Here is a 20,887-nt window from a genome sequence, read left to right on the forward strand (position 1 = left end):
TCGAAACCCGTCGAAGACGAGCCATCTCCTTTGATCCGCAAAATTCTCGAAGTCAATGAAGCCGGCTTCGGGGGCAGAAGACGGCGAAGAATATCCCGAATGACTGTCCTTGCAGGAAGCAAGCAGACGTCGACCGCACAAATCACCTGCAACACTATGTGGCGAGGCTGCCGGCGAAGTGCAATCCCGATCCTGACATCGCGCAAATAATTGGTCGGCTCAGGCCCCGTTGGGCTCGCCGGGTCCCAAGAACCATGGCCGCGGCGCATTGCGGAAAATCGATTCCCCAAGCCGTCATCAGACCGGCGCCTTCGCCTTCAGGCTTGCGGCAGCCATTGCATAGCCGCCGGCGGCGCCATCGATGAAGTGAACATGATCGCGCTGCAGCGGCGAGATGACGAGGCATGTCATCAAGGCCGACTTCTGGCGGTGCAGGCCATAGTTGCAGATGCCGGCCTCTTCCGCTTGTTTCAGCCGGTTCTCGATCCGCTGCAACACATCCGCGTCGACGTCGATGGTCATCTTCAAGCCGTCGTCGAACTTGCGGAAATCCGAATTGCTGGCCACCTCGCGCTTGTAGACCTTCGGATCGAAACCGCCGATCGTCCAGCCCAATTTGTCGGTGACGGCCGTAAGCGTCATCAGGAAGATCACCCACAGCTTGGCCAGCCACCGCCGCCCTGGCGGCGCCGTGGCCCGTGCCTCGACATCGAGGCCGGCGGGCAGGAGGCTGTAGGCCGGACCGTCCACCGGCACCGGGTGGCCATCGCGCTCCTGCCTGCCGGCAAGGGCGATGATGTCGGAAGCCAGAAACTGGAAACCACGCAAGTCGCGCGATGCCCCCGGCACGGCTATGATCGAGACAATTTCGCCATGCCGGGCTTCGATCGGGTTCCAGCGGCAGGAGAGGCCGGTCAGATCCGGCCGCGCGCCGGCCGGGGCGGGGTCGACGCGGTAGCGCCCGGCTTTCATTTCGGCTTCCGCCCAACTGCCGCCGCCGCCGGCGAACATGGCATAGAAGGCTGCTTCGGAGGCCTGGAACCTCGCCACGCGAACGTCGAGGCCTTGCGCTCTTATGTCCTTTATCGGCACGATTGCGGCACGCAAGGTCAGGTCCAGTTCGTCCGCCACCCATCTCTGGACAGAAGCCAGCGCGTTACGGGCGATCTCCAGCGCCGAGCCGGGAAACGCCACGAGCGCGCCGTCGCCGCCGAAGACGAAGGGAAGATCTTGCCGGCCCAGTGCATTGAGCAGCGCCGAAATGACGCTGGCGCCGGCCATATTGACGGTTTTGTAGCGCCCGGCCTCGATCGCCTTGGTCGAGCCGACGATGTCGGCGGTGGCCAGCGCCCAGCCATCGGGGAGAGGCCGATAGTTGTCGATATCGGCAACGCTTTCGAACTTTGCGAAGACCGGCAAAGAAGCGACGAACGGGTCGGACGCGACAGCTGTTTCCATAAGCATCAGATAGCACATTCCAGCGCTTGAAGGTGAAGTCGATCATGCCTCGAAATTGACTTGGGCAGGCTTTGCGATGATAGGATCGCGCGATGCGAATTGCCTTCTACGCCCCGCTGAAGTCGCCCAATCATCCCGTTGTCTCCGGCGACCGCCAGATGGCACGGATGCTGGTCCAGGCGCTGCAGCATGGCGGGCATAGCGTCGAACTGGCATCGGAGTTGCGCTTCTATCTACGCCAGCCGGAACCGAAAAGTTTCGATGCGCTCATGATCGAGGCCCGGGACGAAGCCGCGCGACTGACAAGGCTTTGGGACCGTGACGGCAAGCCCGATCTCTGGTTCTCCTATCATCCCTACTACAAGGCGCCCGACCTGATCGGGCCCGAGCTGGCGTTGGCCTTTGCCATCCCCTATGTGACGGCCGAAGCCTCCTATTCCGAACGGCGCAACGCCGGTTCGTGGGCCGATAGCCAGGCATTGGTGGCGCGAGCCATCGAGCAGGCGGCGCTGAACATCTGCTTCACGCAAAGGGATCGCCAGGGGCTGGCGGATGCTGTTCCCCACGCCGCTCTCGGTATGCTTTCACCCTTCATCGACACATCGGCATTCCACGAAATGCCGGTACTGGATTATCCGACGCGCCTCGTGACCGTCGCCATGATGCGCCCGGGCGACAAGGTCTTGAGCTATCGCATGCTGGCGCAGGCGCTCGGGTTGATCGGCCATCTCCCCTGGACGCTGTCGGTCGTCGGGGACGGACCTGCCCGTGACGAGGTAAAGGCGCAATTCGCCGGCTTGCCCGCCGACCGTATCGAATGGCTTGGCGCTATTGAGCCGGTCGCCGTGCCGGATGTCCTCTATCGCGGGGGAATCTACGTCTGGCCGGGTTACGGCGAGGCCTATGGCATTGCCTATCTTGAAGCACAGGCCGCCGGCCTTCCGGTGGTGGCTCAGGACATTGCCGGCGTGCCGGAGGTCGTGCGGCATGGCCAGACCGGGTTTCTCACCCCGCCAGGCGATGTAGCGGCGTTCGCTTCCGCAATTGCAAGGCTTCTGGCCAACAATGACGAAAGAACCATCATGGCTGCAGAGGCCAGACGTTTCGTTCTCGAAGAACGCTCTCTCGGTGCTGCAAAGGCCCGTCTGGCGGAACTTCTCAAGATGATCCCGTTGTCATGACATCCGACCCGATTTGGCAGCCCCTGGTGGACGAGCTGGCGCACCGGCAACGGGCGGGCCGCAAGGCAGAGTTCTGGCTGCGCGACGATGACGCCGTGGATCCGACGCCGGCGCTCGATCGGTTGCTCGACCTCACCGGTGACTTCGGGGTGCCGGTCACTCTGGCCGTCATTCCGGCCCGGACCGACGGGACGCTTGTCGTCCGGCTTGACGCGGCGCCGCATGCCACGGTCGCCATTCATGGCTGGGCGCACCGAAATCATGCGCCCGAGGGTCAAAAAAAGCAGGAGCTTGGCGCGCATCGGCCACGCGAGGTGGTGCTGGATGAGCTGGCCGGCGGGCTGTCGCGTGTAAGCGGCCTGCACGGCGCACGTGCGGTTCCGATGCTGGTGCCGCCCTGGAACCGGATCGACGCCGGCCTGGTACCCGACCTCCGATCGATAGGATTTGCGGCATTGTCGGTGTTCGGGCCGCCAAGGCCGGCTTCCCTGGCGGTCATCAACAGCAATGTCGACATCATGGATTGGCATGGCACGCGCGGCTGCCGCGATCATGGTCTGTTGGTTCAGGCCATCGTCGCGCAATTGCAGCGTGCATTCGGCGGCGGCGAACCGGTCGGCCTGCTCACCCACCATCTCGTCCATGATGAATCGGCCTGGCTTTTCCTCGAACGGCTGTTCACGATCACCGCGCGGGCAGAAGGCTGCGCATGGCTTCCGATCAGCACACTGACAGAACGCAGCGCCGGAAAATAGCTCAGCGCTTTTTGTGCAAGACTGGAAATGTGAGCGTCTGGCCATCCCGCGCCGCAAAAGCGCCGGCAAATCTGTCTTTGGCCAGTTTCTCCATCTCGTCCAGCTCATCGTCGGTGCGTGCCGGATCGTGGTGAAACAGCGCAAGCCCGCGCGCGCCGGCCGCCTCGCAGAGCTTGACGCCCTGTTGCCATGTCGAGTGCCCGTTGCCGCGGTAGCGCTCCATTTCCTCCTCGGTGTAGGTGCAATCGTAAATGACGAGGTCGGCATTCTCGATCAGGCCGAGCACCGCCGGATCGAGTTTGCCCGGCTCGTGCTCGGTGTCTGTGATGACCGCCACGACGCGGCCCCCCCATTCGACCCGGTAGCCGATGCAGCCGCCCGGATGGGTAAGACTACCGGTCCGCACAACAACTCCTTCGCGTGGCCGAAGCAGGTCTCCGGATGCGAAATCGCGGCAGTCGAGGCTCGCCTTGCAGACACCGAGTGTCACCGGAAACCATGGCGGCCGAATGAATTCATCGACCATCTGCCGCGTCGTCATGCGTCCAGCGAGATGCCCGGACCAAAGCGTAACTTTGATGCCTCGTTCATAAATAGGCTTGAAAGCCGGCAGCCCGATGATGTGATCGTAATGGCAATGGGTAAAAAACAGGTCGAAATCGGTGACGCCCGACGCTCGAAGCGTCCTGCCGGCAGGCCGCAGGCCGGAGCCCGCGTCGAACAGAAGCGTATGATTGCCGCATTGCATCTCGATGCAGATCGTGTTGCCGCCATAGCGAGCAAATTCTGGCCCCGACACCGCAATGCTGCCGCGCACGCCCCAAAACCTGACAAGGAAGAAATCGTCGTCCATGCACCCTTTCGCCCATCGTAGCCAACCAACTGCTGCCAGAGTCGTTCCAGGAAAGGTGTGACACGGTTCCGGAAACTGCATCCAAACAAAGAAACAGAGCGGCTCGCCGCTTCAGTGCAACTGTGAATCGCTCTCGGCCGTTCGTGCGTCGATCAGGTCCGCGGTCGTACTGCTTAGCCTATCGGCAAGAACCCGCAATATCTCGATGGTCATTTCGGGAAACTCCTTCATAAGCCTCAGGAAATGGTCCTTGCGGATTCTCAAGGCCTCCAGCTCACTTGCCGCTTTGACGGTGGCAGTACGGGAGCTGTTGCACAATATGGCAATCTCGCCAACGATCGAATTTGGCAGCAATTCGGCAACTTTGATCGGCCCATTGTCGGAATCGACCAGAATATCCGCGCTGCCAGAAAGGATGACATAGGCGGCGTCTGCCTCGTCGCCCTGCCGGAAAAGAATCTGGCCGGCACTGTAGTTCACGCGATCGGACGTGAACGCGAGCAGCTTGAGCTTTGTCGGCTCGATGCCAGAGAACAAGGGAACGCGTTGCAGCATTCCAACTTCATCCTTGAGCAGCATTGTCGCAAACCTTCCTGAATTCGCGTTTGCCAGACTATGACACAAGTTCCTTGAAGATACCGTTTCCCGCCAAGAGTGTCTCGTGTGTTCCGTCTTCCACCAATTGGCCTGAGTCAAAGACCACAACCCGGTCGAACATCGTCGCCATTGCCGGATTCGTCACCACCCACACAATTGCCGGCGAATGGCCGTCGCGTCTGGCTTCGTCGAGCACATTCCGCAGCACCTTGTCCTGCACGCGCTGGTCGAGCGCCGACAGCGGCCGATTGAGAATGAGGAAATCGGGACGCTTGAGCAAGGCGCGGGCAACATCGAGCTTCTGTCGCTGTCCGCCGGTCAGCCGCCTGCCGGCGGCGCCGACGTTGAAGTCCAGGCCGACATCCAGAAGCTCGGCATAAAGCCCCAGTTCGTCAAGAATATCATAGACGATGGAGCGAATGCGGTCCGGCGCGTCGGGATGGTTGTTGCCGACACGCCCGAACAGGACGTTGTCCATGACGGTGGCCGCGGCGATGTATTTGGCAGGGTCAAACCGTTCGACAGCTTTCTCCAGCTCGGCCGGCAGGTTTTCATAGAACTGGTTGCGTGCAGCGATGATCTTGCTCATCAGCTCGTCGGTCAAGAGGCCGAAGCGATGCCGGGGCTCGATATAGGCAAAGCTCAACGTGACCATCATGGCGCGGTCGTTCTCCGAAACCGCATCGTAGGGGCGATTCTTGAGCCGTTGCAGCAAGGTTTCGTAGGCGGGTATCTCCTCGGCGCTCATGAAGGCGAGCTGCTGGAAGAACTGGTGTTCGGGCGGCAGGTCGGCAAACAGCTCGATCGCCTGTTCGGCGATCTCCATGCCCATTTCGTAGAGCGTGCGGTCGAGGCCGGCTTGCTTCAGCACGGAAGCAAAATAGGGATTGGACGCCAGTGCCTTGTGAGCCAGTTCGGGGCCGGCCGCAGCGCCGAAGAGCAGGTTCTGGCCGATCGTCGCTTCCTTGTTGTAGGCGCCCGGTTCAAAAGGAACCACCAGCGCGCTCAGGCCTTCTTCCTCCAACCGGGTTCGCAGCGCCGCACGCAATTCGACGATCCGCCCGGCAAGCTTCGTGTGGCGCTTGAGGTCGGCCGAAGAGCGCAAGCCTAGATCCAGAATGTCGCGCGACAGAAGAACCGCGTCGAGCACCCGGCGCACGGCTTCAAAGAGGTCGTGCGGGCCGGTGGCGCCGGCGGAGGCATAGTTGATCCAGTCGCTGCGGATATCGAGATCCGGATTGCCCGACCGGCGCGCCTCGTCGATATTCCAACGGTGCTGGTCCGCCGCGGCGCCGTCATATGTCACCGATGTCAGCGGCGCATGCTTCAACCCGTAGAGCAAATTGTCGCGCAGGCTTGCCTGGAACAGGAAAACATCCGACGAAGCGTAGGACATGCGCCGGCCGGTCACGGCTTCGGGGAGATCGAGCAAGTCATCGGAGCCCGAAACGATCCTTCCGCTGTCCGGCCAGGTCAGCCGCGCAAAGGCTTCCGCAAGCGCCTCCGCTCCCCCTGTTGCGGTGCTGACCAGCGCCACCGTCTCACCCGGCTTGACCTCGAGCGAGATGCGATTGAGGAGCATTGCGCCGCCATCGTCTGCTATCGACAGGCTGACCGCCGACAGCGGCTTGGTCATCGGATCGGGATCGTCGACCGTCAGTGCTCCGATTTCCGGCGCGATGATATTCTCGACGGTGAACTGTTCGACGACCTGCTGATATTTGACCTGGACATCCTGCCGGTCCTGATCCCAGTCGATCAGTTCCTTCATCGGTCCGGGCAAGTCCTTGTAAGCGCCGATCACGGCCACGAGCTGGCCGACATCCAACCGCCCCTGGATGACCAGATAGCCACCGATCATGTAAAACAGAAAGGGCGTGAGCTGCGCGAGAAAATTGTTGAGGAACTTTACCATGAATTTCCATTGGTAAAGATCGAAGCGGATTTTGAAGATGAGCCCGAGCCGGGCTGCTATGTCGGCGCGCTCGTAGTTCGACGTATCGTGGACGTGAACCGCGCCGATGCCGTCGACGATTTCGCCAACCCGGCCTGAAAGCGCGCGCGCCGTCAACTGCCGCTGGCGCCCGAGCACGAGCAGCCGCCGCCGCATTCGCGGGATAAGCACGATCTGGATCGCCACGATCACGACCGCTATCATTCCGAGCCAGACGTTCTGGACCATGATGAACAGCATGGCCGTCAGCGCCTGGCCGCCGAGCAGCACCGGCTGCAGGAAGGCATCGCCAATGAAGCCGCCCAGCGGCTCCACCTCGTCCTTCACCATGGTCGCCACTTCGGCGGATTTCACCCGCTTGAAGTAAACCGGCGGAAACCGCAGCACACGATCGACCAGATCGAAACGAATACGCCGCAGCATGCGTTCGCCGAGCCGGCCCTTGTAAGTGTTGATGTAGAGCTTGAACAAGCCGTTGATGACGACCAGCAAGAGGAACACAAGGCTGAGCGCAAGCAGGGTCGAGGTGCGGTCCAGTTGAAAACCGGAGAAGAACTGGACCTCGCCGATGAACGGCAGGTTATAGTGCAACCGCATGAATGGCAGGGTCGCGCCCGGTTGCTCGAACCCCTTGCCCTGGATCGGGCCGTTGACGATCAGCTTCGGCAGGTCGAACGACATGAAATACGGGACCATCGAAAGCACGACGATCATCAATATCCAGAGCTGCTGCTTCCTGGTGTGCGTCCAGATATAGCGGGCTAGGCTGGTTTCCATATGCGATTGTCAGTTTGAAGGATGCGGAATGTAAAGGCACCTGCTGGCAAATGGTGTATCGGCCATGTCTTCGCCGCCAACGACGAGCTCAAAGCGGCAGCTGCGCGCCAGGCGGATGGGCGCCGATGGTCCGGACAAATTCAATCGGCCTCCTCCGGGCAATGGCGAAACGGCTTGCGGCACAGTCGCGTCCGCAAGTCGAACAGGCAAGAGGCAAGATTGCGTTGTGTCGCCGGAAATCCCAACATAGAAGACGAATATGATGGATGTCACGCAACCACGCAATGCCGGCATGGGTGGGCATGAGCAAGCCCTGGACCTCACGCGGGGAATTGCCGCCTACGTCGACCACCCTCTCGTGGCCGGGCTGGCGCGCGTCATCGCCAAGCATCCGCAGGCCGATATCGCTAATGCCTTCAACCACAAGCAGGTCGCCTGCAAGATGTGGGCGCTCGACAGGCTGTTCGAAAGCGACGGCGGCCGGTTCGAACGCATATGGGTTCTGGGTGGATGGTACGGCGTATTGCCGGCGATGCTTTTCAACGACGCCCGCTTCGACATCGGGGCGATCGACAGCATCGACATCGATCCCGAAGTCGGCGCGGTCGCCCGGACACTCAACCGGCAAGCCGGCGAGCGGTTTCAAGCACTGACGGCAGATATGTACGCACTCGACTATGGCGCCGGCCGACCCGACCTGGTGGTCAATACGAGCTGCGAACACATAGCCGATCTCAGCGCCTGGCTTGCCCTGCTTCCGCGGGGTACGAACGTGCTGCTGCAGTCGAACGACTATTTCAGCGAGCCGACGCACATCAACTGCGTGGCGTCACTTGCAGCCTTCGAAGCAATGGCGGCGCTGCGGCAGATCAGGTTCTCCGGCGAATTGCCGACAAAAAATTATACACGCTTCATGCTGATTGGAACTGTTTGAAGCGCTCGCGCAGGATTTGCGCCGAGCGCCGCGCCCCTTCCAGATCGAGACGATGCGAGGCTGGCGGCGGTCCCGCAAGCGCCTGCTCGATCGCATGCGCCAGACCTTCAGGCGTCAGGTCCTGTTCCGTCAGCACCGTTGCAAGACCGAGCTCTTCGAGCATCAGAGCGCGACGCGTCTGCTCGGTTTCCCCGCCGGCTGCAAATGGAACGAGCAGCGAGCGACACCCCGCGCGCATGACATCGCAGACCGTGTTGTAACCCGCCTGCGAGACCGACAGGCGGGCGCCGGTCAGCAGGCTGGCGAAATCCTCGCGGAACCGGAAGATGGACAGGCGTGGGGAGGCATCGCGTGAAATCGCGTCAAACTCGTCCTTCGGCAGGTTTGGGCCGGTGATCAAACACCATGTCCAGGCGTTGTCGGCATTTCGCGCCGCCGCGACGGTGAATCTGACAAGGCTCTTTCCGGCCGCCCCGCCGCCAACCGACACCAGAACGTCGAAGCGCTCTGAGGCCGCTTGCGCCGGCGGCGCGGCAACGAGCCCGGTGTAGGCGACCTCGGCCCTGATCGCCCCAGCCAGCGGAAATGTCTTGTCGATGGTTGCGAAAGCCGGATCGCCATGGACCATGACAAGATCGAAATGCCTGTTGACGAGATCGACCGTTTCTTCGTTTCGGCTCGGCTTCACGCGCTCCTGAAGGATGTCGCGGACGGACGCCGCCAGCAGCGGTCTGGGCGATGTCGCTTCGATGGCCTCGATCAGTGGCAAGAGTTCGAAACGCATCTGCCGGCGTCCAAAGGGAAACGCCTCGATAATGACGATGTCGGGCCTGTAATCCCGGAAAGCCTGCAGCAGCATCTCTGAGCGCCGCCTCTTGAAATCATCGTCGATGGCTTTGCCCTGCAGGTCGACAAGTCCGGAAAATCCTTCGTCACCGGAGGTGACAGGCGGCAGGGTCACGGATTTTACACCCGATCCCGGAAATCCCGCGATCGGCGCTCCGCCGGTCACGACGATGACGTCGAACCCGTCATCGACCAGAGCCGCCGCAATGCGGCTGGCGCGCGCGAGATGGCCGATGCCGAGCAGGTGCTGAACATAGAAGAAAGCGCGCAGCCGCTTCATTCGGCGGCCCGCCACTCCCGCTCGAACAGTTCCTTGAGCTGTCCAATGCCTGCCACATGATCGAAATTGCTTCGCACGCGCCGCTCCGCGGCGTCGCCGAGGCGGACGCGCAGGACGGGATCGCGGATCAGGCGCTCCAGCGCCTGTGCCAGGGCAGTCGGGTTTTCCGAGGGAATCAGCAGCCCGGTTTCATCCGACGATAAAAGCTCCGGCACGCCGGAAATATCGGTCGACACGCAGGCAAGCCGCTGGCTGGCCGCCTCCACCAGAACATTCGGCAGGCCGTCCCGGTCGCCATCCGCGGTGATCCTGCAGGCCAAAGCGAAGATGTCGGCGCTGCGGTAGTGCTCAAGCACCTCCTCCTGCGCCAGCGCGCCTTTCCAGGAGACGCGCCCCTCCAGTCCGAGCCTTTGCGCCAGCGCCTTCAGCCGTTTCAGTTCCTCGCCGCCACCGATATGCTCGAAACACCACGCCAGATCGCCAGGCAAGAGGGCAAGAGCCTCCAGCAACGTATCATAGCCCTTCTTTTCAACGGCGCGTCCGACACTCAAGATCATGACCGGTTCGGCCGGCGCCGAGCCGTCACGCTGTTTTCGCGCCTCGCCGAAACTGCCGAAGCGGTCAAGGTCGAGCCCATGATAGCTCAGATGCACGGACGAACTGCCGTTGGCGAGTTTTTTCAGATGGTCGAAGCCGGTTTTCGTGCACGTGACCGTCCAGCGCGCCGAGGAAAGCTTGCCGGCCAGATCCCAGTCCGCCGACGTCCAGATGTCCTTGGCATGGGCTGAGCAGCTCCAGGGCAAGCCACGAAGCTGGCTGGCATAGCGCGTCACCGATGCCGGCGTGTGCGCGAAATGGGCATGCAGCCATCCGGCATCTTGCGGCCATTCGGCCGCCAGCACCAGCGCTTGCCCGAAGCGCCGCGCGCGATTGCGGGTAAAGTCGCGGCGGATATCGGCAGCGAGCGATCTGAGCGCGCGCCAGAAGCCAGGCCGCGGCAGACAGGCAAACAGCGATCGAACCACGCGCAGCGGCTCTCTGTGCAGATATTCCGGCAGATAATGGACGGGGGCCTTGATCTCGTCATGCACGGGATGACGTTTTGCGTCGGTCGGCCGCCTGAGCGCGAAAAGTATCAGGTCGAACCCCGCACGCTCCAGACCGAGCAGCTCCTGCGCGATGAAGGTTTCCGACAGCCGCGGGTAGCCCTTCAGAACCACGACGATCTTGCGGTGTTGCAACTCAGTTCATGCCTTCAATGACCGAAAGGTGATGGCCGGCCCGCCGGTCGAGCAGTTCCGCGACGATTTCGGAAATATGAGGCAGCCCTTCCAGCGTCAGATGCGCATTGCTCTGCGATGGGCGCGGCCGGCCCGGCAAAACCTGCAGCGCATCGGCAAACCGCTGGGCATCCTCGGCCTCCTCGGGCAAAAGCATCTCGATGAGGCCGAGTTCGGCTGCGCGCCGTGCCCGGATCAGCTGTTCCTCGCGCGGCGTGACGCGCGGCACGATCAGCGCCGGCTTGTCGAAAGACAGTATCTCGCAATAGGTGTTGTAACCGCCCATCGCCACCACCGCCTTGGCGCCGGCAATCAGCTCTTCCATCCGGTTGTCGAATTCGATGATCTTGACATAGGGGATCTTGGCCCCCTTCCGGACCAGCTTGTTGCGCTTGCGCGCCGGCATGTAGGGCCCAAGCACGATCAGCGCCCGGTGCTGCAATCGCGGATCCTGCTGATAGGCCTCGATGACGTTGTGGATCAGGTCGGCGCCGTCACCGCCGCCACCGGTGGTAACCAGGATATAGTCGCCCTCGGGCCGGTGGCCGGGCAACTGGTTCTGCTGCAGGCTCCGTTGCAGGAAACCGACGAACTTCATCTTTGCCCTGACCGCCGGCGGCACCTCCAGGCCGGTCAGCGGATCGTAGAAATCCGGCGGGCCATAGACCCAGACCTTGTCGTAGAACAGGCCGATCTTGCGCATCACATCCCTGCGTGCCCACTCCGCTTCGAGCAAATGCGGCGCGTCCATCACCTCGCGCAGGCCAAGCACGAGCGTGGTGCCCCGCGTCTTGAGGTAGGACAGCGTATCCTCGATCTCTCCGCGCAGCCCCAGCGGTTCCTTGTCGACGATGAAGATATCCGGCCGGAAGCTCTCGGCCGTGTGGCGGATAATCGACTGCCGCATCCTTAGCGTCTCGTGCAGATCGATGTCCTTTTCCAGCGAGGTGTATTCGCCGTTTCGCAGCTTGATGACGCTGGGGATCTTCACGAAGTCGACGCGGGCGCGGTAGTCGAAGGCGCCGGCGATGGTGGCGCCCGAAATGATTAGCACCTGAAGTCCGCGGAAATCCCCGACCAGCGAATGCGCGATCGTTCGGCAGCGCTGCAGATGGCCGAGCCCGAACGTGTCGTGGCTGTACATGAGAATTCGTGCGTCTTTTGCGTGCTGTGTCATTGTGAACGTCTTTTAGAATTCTCGCCGGACCGTGGGCAACCCCGCAGGCTTCGAAACCATTCTCACGGGTCTATCGACCTGTTTTGAAACATGGGGGCGAGAGGTACGCAACGGCATTCTTCACCAGGTCACGAATGCCAGGGGCGCTGATTGTGGCGCCATGCCTTGTCTTCGCCGACGATAGACGGCCCGAGCACAAATCTCTGTCATGAGGCTTGACCCCGTGGAATTAAATGCCCTGCCGCCTGAGGCAGGCAAAGCGCACATTGCGAAAAATCAAGGGCGACCAAGGCGAAACGAGGCTGCCGCACATTGTGAGGAGAACCCGCACCTTGGGAAAATGCTTCATAATCCATCGAAACACAACGGCCGCCAGAGGCCGCACGTGGCGGCCTTTTATCCTGCCATCAGCCTTGGCCTGTGGCAAGCATCCGGTCCTTGCACCGTTCAAGCTGCGTCATGCCGGCTTCCTCCGTCACGTGGAGGATAGCTCCGCCCTCAATGAGATTTCGCAGGCAGGCGACCCATTCGCCAGATCCGTCACAAAGCTTTGCGTGAACACGCCGGCCGGAACGACGGCTACGCCAACCTTGCCCTTGTGGTGCGCGGCGTCGCCAGCAGCAGACTTGTCTCGCTGCCGGTTATCCCCGGGATGAGCCGTATCCGCCTAAGCACCGCGTCGAAATCGGTGAGCGACGCCGTTCCGAGTTCGACCACCAGGTCCCAGCGGCCATTGGTGGTGTGAATGGTCGAAACCTCGGCGAGGCCGCCGAGCGCCCGGACCACGCGGTCGGCGGCATGGCCCTCGATCTCGATCATCATCACGCCGCGTATCCGCTGGTCGACCGCGTCGGCGCGCAGCACCACCGTGTAGCCGATGATCTCGCCCGTTTTTTCCAGCCGCTCCATGCGCGCCCTGACCGTGGCGCGCGACACCCCGAGATCGACCGCGAGATCGGAGATGCTGCGCCGGGCATCATGCCTGAGCAGCGTGACCAGCCTTTCGTCGAGCAAGTCCATGATTCTATCCACTTTGACCAAACTGACTTATCGGATTGATAAATCATTCTTCTCGAAATGCCAATTTCGCCTGTTCATACTGCCGGGCCGGGATGGTTCATTCCACGCATCAACCGCCCAATCAATTTACAAGGACAACAAGAAACATGCGCTGCAGGATCGTTGGCGCGCCGGTGCAGGACGGCGCCGGCAGGATGGGATGCGAGATGGGGCCAAGCGCGCTGCGCACGGCCGGGCTTGTCTCGGTGCTGTCGGAACTTGGCCACGAGGTCGAGGACTGGGGCGCGGTGCAACCGGCCGCCGTGCGCGCAATCGTCCATGGCAATCTCGCGCTGAAGGCCCTACCGGAGATTTCCGCCTGGACGGCGGCGATAGCCGAGACCGCCTATGCGGCTTCGCGGAACGCCATGCCGATCTTCCTTGGCGGCGACCACGCGATATCGGCCGGCACGGTGTCGGGCATAGCCCGCCGCGCCGCCGAACGCGGCCGGCCGCTCTTCGTGCTGTGGCTCGACGCACATCCCGATTTCCACACGCTCGATACCACCGTCAGCGGCAATCTGCACGGCGTGCCGCTCGCCTATGCCAGCGGCCGGCCGGGCTTCAACGGTTATTTCCCGGACCTGCCTGTCGCCGTCGACCCTGCCCACATCTGCGTCATGGGCCTGCGCAGCGTCGATCCGGCGGAGCGCCGGGCGCTGAGCGAAGCGGGGGTTACCGTGCACGACATGCGCACCATTGACGAGCACGGCGTCGCACCTTTGCTGCGCGCCTTCCTGGCCATCGTCGAAAAGGAAAACGGCCTGCTGCATGTCAGCCTCGACGTCGACTTCCTCGACCCCTCCATCGCGCCGGCCGTCGGCACCACCGTGCCCGGCGGCGCCACCTTCCGCGAGGCGCACCTGGTGATGGAGATGCTGTCCGACAGCGGCCTGGTCTCCAGCCTTGATCTGGTCGAGCTCAACCCGTTCCTCGACGAGCGCGGCCGCACCGCCACGCTGATTGTCGACCTCGCCGCCAGCCTGATGGGCCGGCGCATCATGGACCGCCCGACCCGCAGCCATTCCGGAAGCATTGCATGACCCAGCCTTCCCGCCTTGCCATCGTCCCCTTCGTCAGCGTCGACCGCATGATGAAGCTGGTGCTGACCATCGGCGTCGAGCGGTTCCTCACCGAACTCGCCGCCTATATCGAGGAGGATTTTCGCCGCTGGGAGCTGTTCGACAAGACGCCGCGCATCGCCTCGCACAGCCATGACGGCGTCATCGAACTGATGCCGACCAGCGACGGCCGGCTATACGGCTTCAAATATGTCAACGGCCATCCCAAGAACATGCGCGAGGGGCGCCAGACCGTCACCGCCTTCGGCGTGCTCGCCGATGTCGGCTCCGGCTATCCGATGCTGCTCACCGAAATGACGATCCTGACGGCGCTGCGCACCGCGGCGACCTCCGCTGTCGCGGCCAAATATCTGGCGCCGAAAGGCGCGCGCTCGATGGCCATCATCGGCAATGGCGCCCAGTCCGAATTCCAGGCTGTCGCCTTCAAAGCGCTGCTCGGCATCGACCGGCTGCGGCTCTACGACATCGACCGCTCGGCTTCCGAGAAATGCGCCCGCAACCTCGCCGGCAAAGGCTTTGACATCACCATCTGCACAACGGGCCAGGATGCTGTCGAAGGCGTCGACATCATCACCACGGTGACCGCCGACAAGCAGTGCGCCACTATCCTCACCGACAACATGGTCGGTTCCGGCGTGCACATCAACGCGGTCGGCGGCGACTGCCCCGGCAAGACGGAACTGCACCGCGACATCCTTTTGCGCTCCGACATCTTCGTCGAGTTCTCGCCGCAGACGCGCATCGAGGGCGAAATCCAGCAGCTCCACGCCGACCATCCGGTGACCGAGTTGTGGCAGGTGATGACCGGCAAGGCGGAAGGCCGCAAGACGGCGGAACAGATCACCTTGTTCGATTCCGTCGGCTTCGCCACCGAGGATTTTTCCGCACTGCGCTATATCAGAGACCAGCTTCAGGCCACCGGCCTCTACGAGGAGCTCGACCTGCTCGCCGATCCCGACGAGCCGCGCGACCTCTTCGGCATGCTGCTCAGGGCAGCGCTGCAGCCGGCAGCCGCCTGAGGGGCTTCAGCCGCGCAACGGCGCGCAGCTCTCCCGTTCGACGAGCACCGGGGTGAGCACTTCGCGGCGCGAATGCGCCGCCGGCTCGGCAACCCGCTCGAGCAGCAGGCTGACGGCGCGGGTGCCGATCTTCTCGACCGGCTGTGCGATCGTCGTCAGTGGCGGCCAGGTGGTGACGGCATAGGGTATGTCGTCGAAGCCGATCATCGACATGTCGCCGGGGACCCGCAATCCGCGCCCGCGCAGCACTGTCAGCGCGCCCATGGCCATCAGATCGTTACAGGCAAACAGCGCCGTGATCCCCGGCGCCTGCGCCATCAGCCGCTCCATCGCCATGCGGCCGCCGGCGAAGTGGTAGTCGGAATCCACCACCGAGGCCGGCGGCAGGTCGAGGCCGGCTTCCTGCAGCGCCCTGGCGAAGCCGCGCAGGCGGGCGGGGCTGGAGCTGGAATCGCGCGGGCCGCCGATGACGCCGATCTTCTCGTGACCGAGCCCGGCCAGATAGCGGCCGGCGAGATAGCCGCCATAATCGTGATCGACCAGCACGGAATCGACATTGACCGAATGGATCTCGCGGTCGATCAGCACCGCCGGGACGCCGGGCAGAAGGCTGGAGAACACCCGCGCATGATCGGACGAGCCGGCAAAGATCAGCCCGTCGATCTGCTTGGCCATCAGCACCTGGAGGTAGCGCTCCTCCTTCTCGGCGCTGCCGTCGGAGTTGCACAGGATCACCGTATAGCCGGCAAGGAAGCCGGCATCCTCGATCTGGCGTGCCACGCCGGCGAAGAACGGATTGGAATTGTCCGGCAGCAGCAGGCCGATGGTCTTGGTCTCGCCGCGCCTCAGGCTGCGCGCCAGCGTGTTCGGACTGTAGCGCAAGGCGGCGATGGCCGAATGCACGCGCTCGGCCGTCTCCGGCTCGACATGGCGCGTGCGGTTCATCACATGCGAGACGGTTGCGACCGACACTCCGGCATGGCGCGCGACATCGGCAATCGTCGTCATTTCTTGTCCCCTAGTGCATGTCGCCCGGAGTGTCCGGCGGATCTGGGAAAATGACATCCATAAAACAAAAACCAAAAAGCGCGACGCGCTTTATCGGATCACCCTCAACAGCTTTTCCCGATAGGCATCCAGAATGACGGCGAGCACAATGACAAGGCCTAGCACGATCGGCTTGAAATTGTCGCCGACGCCGAGCAGCTCGTAGCGACGCCGGCGACCGGGCCACCGATGTTGACGCAACAGATAGACCATGGCGACGATGCCGGCGCGTTCTCCCTTCCGCCGGAGCGCTGTATCCTTCTCAGGCTAGTGATTCCCGCAGACAGGAAACCTTCATGAACGGCCTGACGCCCATACTTTCCACCGTGACCGCCTCGTTCCTTGCCTCCTTCGTCGAAGTGGTCGAGGCCTTCACCATCGTGCTGGCGGTAGGCGTCACCCGCAGCTGGCGGCCAGCGCTGACAGGCGCGGCGCTGGCGCTGGCGGTGCTGGCGGCTCTGGTGCTGGCCTTCGGACCGCTGCTGGCGCTGATTCCCATTGCGGTGCTGCAGTTCGTCGTCGGCGTGCTCCTAGTCCTGTTTGGCATGCGCTGGTTGAGAAAGGCCATTTTGCGCAGTGTCGGCGTCATCGCCCTGCATGACGAGGACGCGGCCTTTTCAAAGGAAACCGCCGCTTTGCAGCAGCAGGCCAATGACCGCCGCGCCGATTATCTGGCCGGGCTCGCGGCCTTCAAGGCGGTGCTGCTCGAAGGTGTCGAGGTGGTGTTCATCGTCATTGCCGTCGGCGCCGCGCATGCACAGACCTTCTATGCCAGCCTTGGCGCGTTGGCAGCCTTCGTCCTGGTAACGATCATCGGCCTTGCGGTGCACAGGCCGCTGGCGCGGGTGCCGGAAAACGCGCTCAAATTCGCCGTCGGCCTGATGTTGACAAGCTTCGGCATTTTCTGGACCGGCGAAGGCCTGGGCACCGACTGGCCGGGCGCCGATCTGGCGCTGCTGGCCATCTTCGCAATCATCGCCGTCGCGTGCTTCGCCATGGTGCGCTGGTTGCGCGCCAGCTACCCCAAGGCTGCACAAGGAGTTGCTCGATGAACGTCGTCCGCCTCATTCTAAAGGAGCTCGTCGGCATGTTCATCGACGACGGCAGCCTTGCGACGCTGGCGCTGCTGTTGATCGTAGCGATTGCCGCGGCAGTGAAGCTGCTGGCGTTGCCGCCGCTTGCCGGCGGCGTCCTGCTTCTGCCCGGCTGCCTCGTCATCCTGCTCTACAGCGTGCGCCGCGCGGCACGGCGCTCCGGTCAGTAGAGGGTGAAAAACACCGGCAGCATGCCGCTGATCCGCAACTGCTCAATCGTCTCGATGGCCGGGAACAGCGCCAGGAAATAGAGCCCGTCCGTGAATGTCCGCCGCAACGCCTTTGTCGAGAACCGGCGTTCGGCTTGATCGTGAAACAGCAGCGGGTTCGGCCAGAAAGGCGGCGTGCGTTCGGCATAGACGCTGTAGGCGGGGCCGAACTTTCCAAACAGGAACTCGGCTTCCTTGCGCACCGTCACCCGGAACACCAGGTAGCTCACCAGAGCCAGCGCCGCCGCCACCAGCACCGAGCCGTACATCAACCCGACGCCCGCCGCGCCGACCGTGGAAAAGAAGTAGAGCGGGTTCCGGCTCATCGAGAACGGGCCGATGGTGACCAGCTCGTCGTTCTTCCTTCCGCCGACATAGAGAATGCTCCACAGACGGCCAAGGAAGCAGACCAGCACGAAGCCGATGCCCAGCGCCTCAATGTATCCGTGCCCGTCCGAGCCTTCGACGAGAAAGGGCTTGGTGAACAGCAACAGCATGACGGCGAGGGCTGCCGCCACTTGTATGACGAGCAGGCGCTTGTGCTGGTCGAACGCCTTCGCTGCCGGCTTGGGGGGAGCGTAGCTCATCATAGTTCCTGCACCCCGGCAGGGCTCATAGCGCCGGTGTCTCGCCACCCACTAGCGAGACGGCGGCCGACTATCTGGCCGTCAATCTTGGCTTCGGACTGACCGTCACCTCGCTGATCATGACCGGCATCCTTGTCGTCGCGCTGGCGCTGCAATTCGCGCAGAAGCGTTATGTGCCATGCCTATTGGCTGGCGGTGGTGCTGATCAGCGTCGTCGGCACCTTGATCACCGACAATCTGGTCGACAATTTGGGCGTCCGTCTGCAAACCACCACGATTGCCTTGGGCGATGTCCATACTTGGGCAAAGCCGGTATTCATCGTTCTGATCTGCATTCATGCCGGTGCGGCACTCTTCCATCATTTTATTCTGAAAGACGCCGTGCTGCGCAGGATGCTTGTCCCTGCGCGCGATCCGGTCGGATGACACTTATGGACATGTGCAACGACCACGAGCGACCAGGCGCCGGCGGATATTCTAGGAACGGACCGCCGCCGGTGCTAGCATGCCGCTCTGGCAAAGCCTCGGCAACAGACCGGAACAGAGATGCGACTTCTCCTTGTTGAGGATGACCCCAGGACCGCAGACTATGTCGTCAAGGGCCTGAGCGAAGCCGGGCATGTCTGCGATCTGCTGCGCGACGGGCATGACGCGCTGTTTGCCGCGACACGCGACGCCTATGACGTGATCGTCGCCGACCGCATGCTGCCCGGCCTCGACGGCCTGTCGATGATCAAGGCGGTGCGGGCGGCGGGCGTGCGCACGCCGGCGATCTTTCTGACCTCGGTCGGCGGCGTCGACGACAGGGTTGAAGGGCTCTAGGCCGGCGGCGACGACTATCTCGTCAAGCCATTCGCCTTTTCCGAACTGCTCGCCCGCATCAACGCGCTCGGCCGTCGCCCTGCGGTGCAGGAGCTGAAGACGACGCTGCGCATCGCAGACCTCGAAATGGACCTGATCCAGCGCCGCGTCACCAGGCAGGGCCAGGCGATCGACCTGCAGCCGCGCGAATTCAGCCTGCTCGAAGTGCTGATGCGCGGCGAGGGCCGCGTCATCACCCGCACCATGCTTCTGGAACGGGTCTGGGATTTTCACTTCGACCCCAAGACCAGCGTCGTCGAAACCCATATCAGCCGGCTGCGCGCCAAGATCGACAGGCCGTTCGAAACCGCGTTGATCCACACCGTGCGCAACACTGGCTACAGTGTTCACGACTGAGGCGCGGCATGACAGAAACTTGCCATGACTGAAGCTTGCCATGACTGAAACGCACTATGACTGAGACAGGCTCTCGCCTGCTGCGCAGCACGCCGTTTCGGCTGGCCCTGACCTTCGCCTTGCTGTTCGTGCTCGCCTTCATCCTGTCAGGCGCCATCGTCTACCAGCTGATGAGCGCGGATCTTGCCGAGCAGCTCGACCAGTCGGTCAAGGAGACCTATTCGGTCGTGGCGGTGACCTATGCCGGAAACGACCGGGAGGATCTGGTTTCGGCAGTCGACAGCCACGCCGCGCTCAGCCCGAGCAAGGAACAGCTGTTCTCGCTCACCGATCCCGCCGGCAATCGCCTGGCCGGGAATTTCACCGCCGCCGACCTTCCCGATGGCTTTTCGGATTTTGCCGCTTCCCTGCCAGGCGTTGCGCCGGACACTATGTACCGCGCCTGGACCGGTTCGGTCGGGCCCAACAGCCTGACAATCGCCTTCTCGCTCTCCGAAACCGAGGAGCTGGAACGCATCGTTTTGATGAGCTTCGGCTGGGCCACCCTGATCATTTCAGGGCTGGCGGTGGCTGGCGGCGCCTTGCTGGCGTCGCGTGTGCAGCGTCGCCTCGACGGCATTGCCACCACCATGGACGATGTCTCCAACGGCCGGCTCGACGCCCGCATTCCACTGCTCGGCAATGGCGACGACATTGACGGCGTCTCGCGCCAGGTCAACGCCGCGCTGGAGCGGCTGGCGGCGCTGGTGGACGGCATGCGCCAGGTCAGCGCCGACATCGCGCATGATCTGAAGACGCCGCTCAACCGGCTGCAGATGATTTTGGAAGCTGCGGCCGACAGGACCGCGCGGGGTGAGGCCGTTGCCGATGAGCTGGCGGAGGCACGTGGGGAAAGCCTGCAGATCAACGATACTTTCGATGCGCTGTTGCGTATTGCCCAGATCGAGGCCGGCGCCCGCAAGTCGCGCTTTGTCGATCTCGACCTCACCGGCGTCATCGATGCCATTGCCGAAATCTACGCCGGTGTCGCCGAGGATGACGGCAAGTCGCTGTCGGCCACGATCGTCCACGGCACCCCATGCCTGGTCCACGGCGACCGCGACCTGCTGACGCAATTGTTTGCCAATCTGGTTGAGAACGCGCTGCGGCATTGCCCCGATGGCACGGCAATCCTTCTATCGGTGCGGCGGCAAGGCGACCGCATTCTGGCTGAGGTCGCCGACAATGGCCCCGGCATCCCGGCGCAGGAGCGCGAAAAAGTGTTCCAGCGGCTCTACCGGCTCGACTCCAGCCGCACCACGCCCGGCAGCGGCCTTGGCCTCAGCCTGGTGCGGGCAATCGCCGACCTGCATGGTGCAACGATTGCGCTGGAGGATCGCCGGCCTGGGCTGGCGGTAATTGTCGGGTTTCCTCGGGCGGAGGGCACCGGTCCCGGCTTGAAATGACAACGCCAGAGCCAGGTCGACCCCACTCCGTCGAG

At 62.9% G+C, this 20,887-nt stretch carries 18 protein-coding genes and 3 pseudogenes; 10 read left to right on the plus strand and 11 right to left on the minus strand.

Annotated features, from left to right (window positions below):
• Positions 1–297: 297 nt before the first annotated feature.
• Positions 298–1,476 carry a DUF3095 domain-containing protein gene (locus AC3EMP_RS03635; protein ID WP_031196755.1) on the minus strand — a complete coding sequence of 393 codons (1,179 nt, stop codon included), beginning with the start codon at positions 1,474–1,476 and terminating at the stop codon, positions 298–300.
• Between the two features lie 74 nt (positions 1,477–1,550).
• On the opposite strand from AC3EMP_RS03635, the gene AC3EMP_RS03640 reads away from it, so the two are divergent.
• Both AC3EMP_RS03640 and AC3EMP_RS03645 read left to right on the plus strand, forming a co-directional pair.
• Entirely contained in the window at positions 1,551–2,639 is a 1,089-nt protein-coding gene (locus tag AC3EMP_RS03640; RefSeq protein WP_023672141.1) for a glycosyltransferase family 4 protein, read from the plus strand.
• Positions 2,636–3,394 (plus strand): polysaccharide deacetylase family protein, encoded by a 759-nt coding sequence (locus AC3EMP_RS03645; RefSeq protein ID WP_023672142.1) that lies wholly within the window; start codon positions 2,636–2,638, stop codon positions 3,392–3,394. The genes AC3EMP_RS03640 and AC3EMP_RS03645 overlap by 4 nt, the downstream gene beginning before the upstream one ends.
• A gap of 1 nt (position 3,395) precedes the next feature.
• Here AC3EMP_RS03645 and AC3EMP_RS03650 read toward each other — a convergent pair whose 3' ends face one another.
• From AC3EMP_RS03650 to AC3EMP_RS03660, 3 genes are all read right to left on the minus strand, one after another.
• Positions 3,396–4,247, minus strand: coding sequence for an MBL fold metallo-hydrolase (locus tag AC3EMP_RS03650; RefSeq protein WP_352520726.1), 852 nt, complete (start codon positions 4,245–4,247; stop codon positions 3,396–3,398).
• A 111-nt stretch (positions 4,248–4,358) separates the two neighbouring features.
• Positions 4,359–4,826, minus strand: coding sequence for a cyclic nucleotide-binding domain-containing protein (locus AC3EMP_RS03655; protein WP_023672144.1), 468 nt, complete (start codon positions 4,824–4,826; stop codon positions 4,359–4,361).
• Between the two features lie 34 nt (positions 4,827–4,860).
• On the minus strand, positions 4,861–7,575 hold the full coding sequence (locus tag AC3EMP_RS03660; protein ID WP_023732839.1) for an ABC transporter transmembrane domain-containing protein: 2,715 nt from the start codon (positions 7,573–7,575) through the stop codon (positions 4,861–4,863).
• Between the two features lie 262 nt (positions 7,576–7,837).
• Between AC3EMP_RS03660 and AC3EMP_RS03665 the strand changes: the two genes are divergently transcribed.
• Positions 7,838–8,509 carry a class I SAM-dependent methyltransferase gene (locus AC3EMP_RS03665; protein WP_081725482.1) on the plus strand — a complete coding sequence of 224 codons (672 nt, stop codon included), beginning with the start codon at positions 7,838–7,840 and terminating at the stop codon, positions 8,507–8,509.
• Here AC3EMP_RS03665 and AC3EMP_RS03670 read toward each other — a convergent pair.
• The 4 genes from AC3EMP_RS03670 to AC3EMP_RS03685 form a co-directional block, all read right to left on the minus strand.
• The gene (locus AC3EMP_RS03670) at positions 8,487–9,635 is read right to left on the minus strand and encodes a glycosyltransferase family protein (RefSeq protein WP_352712994.1); all 1,149 of its coding nucleotides are present in this window, start codon (positions 9,633–9,635) and stop codon (positions 8,487–8,489) included. The two genes, AC3EMP_RS03665 and AC3EMP_RS03670, sit on opposite strands and share 23 nt — an antisense overlap.
• Positions 9,632–10,876 carry a glycosyltransferase gene (locus tag AC3EMP_RS03675; RefSeq protein WP_023692899.1) on the minus strand — a complete coding sequence of 415 codons (1,245 nt, stop codon included), beginning with the start codon at positions 10,874–10,876 and terminating at the stop codon, positions 9,632–9,634. The genes AC3EMP_RS03670 and AC3EMP_RS03675 overlap by 4 nt, the downstream gene beginning before the upstream one ends.
• 1 nt (position 10,877) lies before the next feature.
• The gene (locus AC3EMP_RS03680; RefSeq protein ID WP_023672150.1) at positions 10,878–12,092 is read right to left on the minus strand and encodes a glycosyltransferase family protein; all 1,215 of its coding nucleotides are present in this window, start codon (positions 12,090–12,092) and stop codon (positions 10,878–10,880) included.
• A 579-nt stretch (positions 12,093–12,671) separates the two neighbouring features.
• On the minus strand, positions 12,672–13,112 hold the full coding sequence (locus AC3EMP_RS03685) for an Lrp/AsnC family transcriptional regulator (RefSeq protein WP_023685065.1): 441 nt from the start codon (positions 13,110–13,112) through the stop codon (positions 12,672–12,674).
• Between the two features lie 146 nt (positions 13,113–13,258).
• On the opposite strand from AC3EMP_RS03685, the gene rocF reads away from it, so the two are divergent.
• A complete protein-coding gene (gene rocF / locus AC3EMP_RS03690) occupies positions 13,259–14,194 on the plus strand; it encodes an arginase (RefSeq protein ID WP_023754932.1) in 936 nt (311 codons plus the stop codon).
• Entirely contained in the window at positions 14,191–15,252 is a 1,062-nt protein-coding gene (ocd, locus tag AC3EMP_RS03695) for an ornithine cyclodeaminase (protein ID WP_352712998.1), read from the plus strand. Before rocF ends, ocd begins: the two co-directional genes overlap by 4 nt.
• Before the next feature lie 6 nt (positions 15,253–15,258).
• Here ocd and AC3EMP_RS03700 read toward each other — a convergent pair whose 3' ends face one another.
• On the minus strand, positions 15,259–16,260 hold the full coding sequence (locus AC3EMP_RS03700) for a LacI family DNA-binding transcriptional regulator (RefSeq protein WP_023692902.1): 1,002 nt from the start codon (positions 16,258–16,260) through the stop codon (positions 15,259–15,261).
• Between the two features lie 90 nt (positions 16,261–16,350).
• Positions 16,351–16,536, minus strand: a pseudogene (locus AC3EMP_RS03705) (ABC transporter permease); the annotation flags it as partial.
• Between the two features lie 59 nt (positions 16,537–16,595).
• Here AC3EMP_RS03705 and AC3EMP_RS03710 point away from each other — a divergent pair.
• Positions 16,596–17,351, plus strand: a complete 756-nt coding sequence (locus tag AC3EMP_RS03710) for a COG4280 domain-containing protein (RefSeq protein ID WP_023692903.1) — start codon at positions 16,596–16,598, stop codon at positions 17,349–17,351.
• A complete protein-coding gene (locus tag AC3EMP_RS03715) occupies positions 17,348–17,563 on the plus strand; it encodes a hypothetical protein (RefSeq protein ID WP_023672157.1) in 216 nt (71 codons plus the stop codon). Before AC3EMP_RS03710 ends, AC3EMP_RS03715 begins: the two co-directional genes overlap by 4 nt.
• Here the strand turns inward: AC3EMP_RS03715 and AC3EMP_RS03720 are convergent.
• The gene (locus AC3EMP_RS03720) at positions 17,557–18,189 is read right to left on the minus strand and encodes a methyltransferase family protein (RefSeq protein WP_023687613.1); all 633 of its coding nucleotides are present in this window, start codon (positions 18,187–18,189) and stop codon (positions 17,557–17,559) included. The two genes, AC3EMP_RS03715 and AC3EMP_RS03720, sit on opposite strands and share 7 nt — an antisense overlap.
• Positions 18,190–18,245: 56 nt before the next feature.
• On the opposite strand from AC3EMP_RS03720, the pseudogene AC3EMP_RS03725 reads away from it, so the two are divergent.
• The 3 genes and pseudogenes from AC3EMP_RS03725 to AC3EMP_RS03735 all read left to right on the plus strand — a co-directional run.
• Positions 18,246–18,615, plus strand: a pseudogene (locus AC3EMP_RS03725) (hypothetical protein); the annotation flags it as partial.
• Positions 18,616–18,735: 120 nt separating this feature from the next.
• Positions 18,736–19,407: pseudogene (locus AC3EMP_RS03730) on the plus strand (winged helix-turn-helix domain-containing protein).
• A gap of 56 nt (positions 19,408–19,463) precedes the next feature.
• Positions 19,464–20,852, plus strand: a complete 1,389-nt coding sequence (locus tag AC3EMP_RS03735; RefSeq protein WP_023692904.1) for a HAMP domain-containing sensor histidine kinase — start codon at positions 19,464–19,466, stop codon at positions 20,850–20,852.
• Positions 20,853–20,887 lie beyond the last annotated feature (35 nt).

The organism is Mesorhizobium sp. P160219, assembly GCF_057786095.1.

What these genes read in the sequence shown, in the direction of transcription:
- AC3EMP_RS03650 (WP_352520726.1), bottom strand. Translation starts at nt 4,247, where the DNA reads ATGGACGACGATTTCTTCCTTGTCAGGTTTTGGGGCGTGCGCGGCAGC.
- AC3EMP_RS03735 (WP_023692904.1), top strand. Translation starts at nt 19,464, where the DNA reads ATGACTGAGACAGGCTCTCGCCTGCTGCGCAGCACGCCGTTTCGGCTG.
- AC3EMP_RS03670 (WP_352712994.1), bottom strand. Translation starts at nt 9,635, where the DNA reads ATGAAGCGGCTGCGCGCTTTCTTCTATGTTCAGCACCTGCTCGGCATC.
- AC3EMP_RS03685 (WP_023685065.1), bottom strand. Translation starts at nt 13,112, where the DNA reads ATGGACTTGCTCGACGAAAGGCTGGTCACGCTGCTCAGGCATGATGCC.
- AC3EMP_RS03655 (WP_023672144.1), bottom strand. Translation starts at nt 4,826, where the DNA reads ATGCTGCTCAAGGATGAAGTTGGAATGCTGCAACGCGTTCCCTTGTTC.
- AC3EMP_RS03660 (WP_023732839.1), bottom strand. Translation starts at nt 7,575, where the DNA reads ATGGAAACCAGCCTAGCCCGCTATATCTGGACGCACACCAGGAAGCAG.
- AC3EMP_RS03700 (WP_023692902.1), bottom strand. Translation starts at nt 16,260, where the DNA reads ATGACGACGATTGCCGATGTCGCGCGCCATGCCGGAGTGTCGGTCGCA.
- AC3EMP_RS03640 (WP_023672141.1), top strand. Translation starts at nt 1,551, where the DNA reads ATGCGAATTGCCTTCTACGCCCCGCTGAAGTCGCCCAATCATCCCGTT.
- rocF (WP_023754932.1), top strand. Translation starts at nt 13,259, where the DNA reads ATGCGCTGCAGGATCGTTGGCGCGCCGGTGCAGGACGGCGCCGGCAGG.
- AC3EMP_RS03715 (WP_023672157.1), top strand. Translation starts at nt 17,348, where the DNA reads ATGAACGTCGTCCGCCTCATTCTAAAGGAGCTCGTCGGCATGTTCATC.
- AC3EMP_RS03710 (WP_023692903.1), top strand. Translation starts at nt 16,596, where the DNA reads ATGAACGGCCTGACGCCCATACTTTCCACCGTGACCGCCTCGTTCCTT.
- AC3EMP_RS03645 (WP_023672142.1), top strand. Translation starts at nt 2,636, where the DNA reads ATGACATCCGACCCGATTTGGCAGCCCCTGGTGGACGAGCTGGCGCAC.
- AC3EMP_RS03720 (WP_023687613.1), bottom strand. Translation starts at nt 18,189, where the DNA reads ATGAGCTACGCTCCCCCCAAGCCGGCAGCGAAGGCGTTCGACCAGCAC.
- AC3EMP_RS03665 (WP_081725482.1), top strand. Translation starts at nt 7,838, where the DNA reads ATGGATGTCACGCAACCACGCAATGCCGGCATGGGTGGGCATGAGCAA.
- ocd (WP_352712998.1), top strand. Translation starts at nt 14,191, where the DNA reads ATGACCCAGCCTTCCCGCCTTGCCATCGTCCCCTTCGTCAGCGTCGAC.
- AC3EMP_RS03680 (WP_023672150.1), bottom strand. Translation starts at nt 12,092, where the DNA reads ATGACACAGCACGCAAAAGACGCACGAATTCTCATGTACAGCCACGAC.
- AC3EMP_RS03635 (WP_031196755.1), bottom strand. Translation starts at nt 1,476, where the DNA reads ATGTGCTATCTGATGCTTATGGAAACAGCTGTCGCGTCCGACCCGTTC.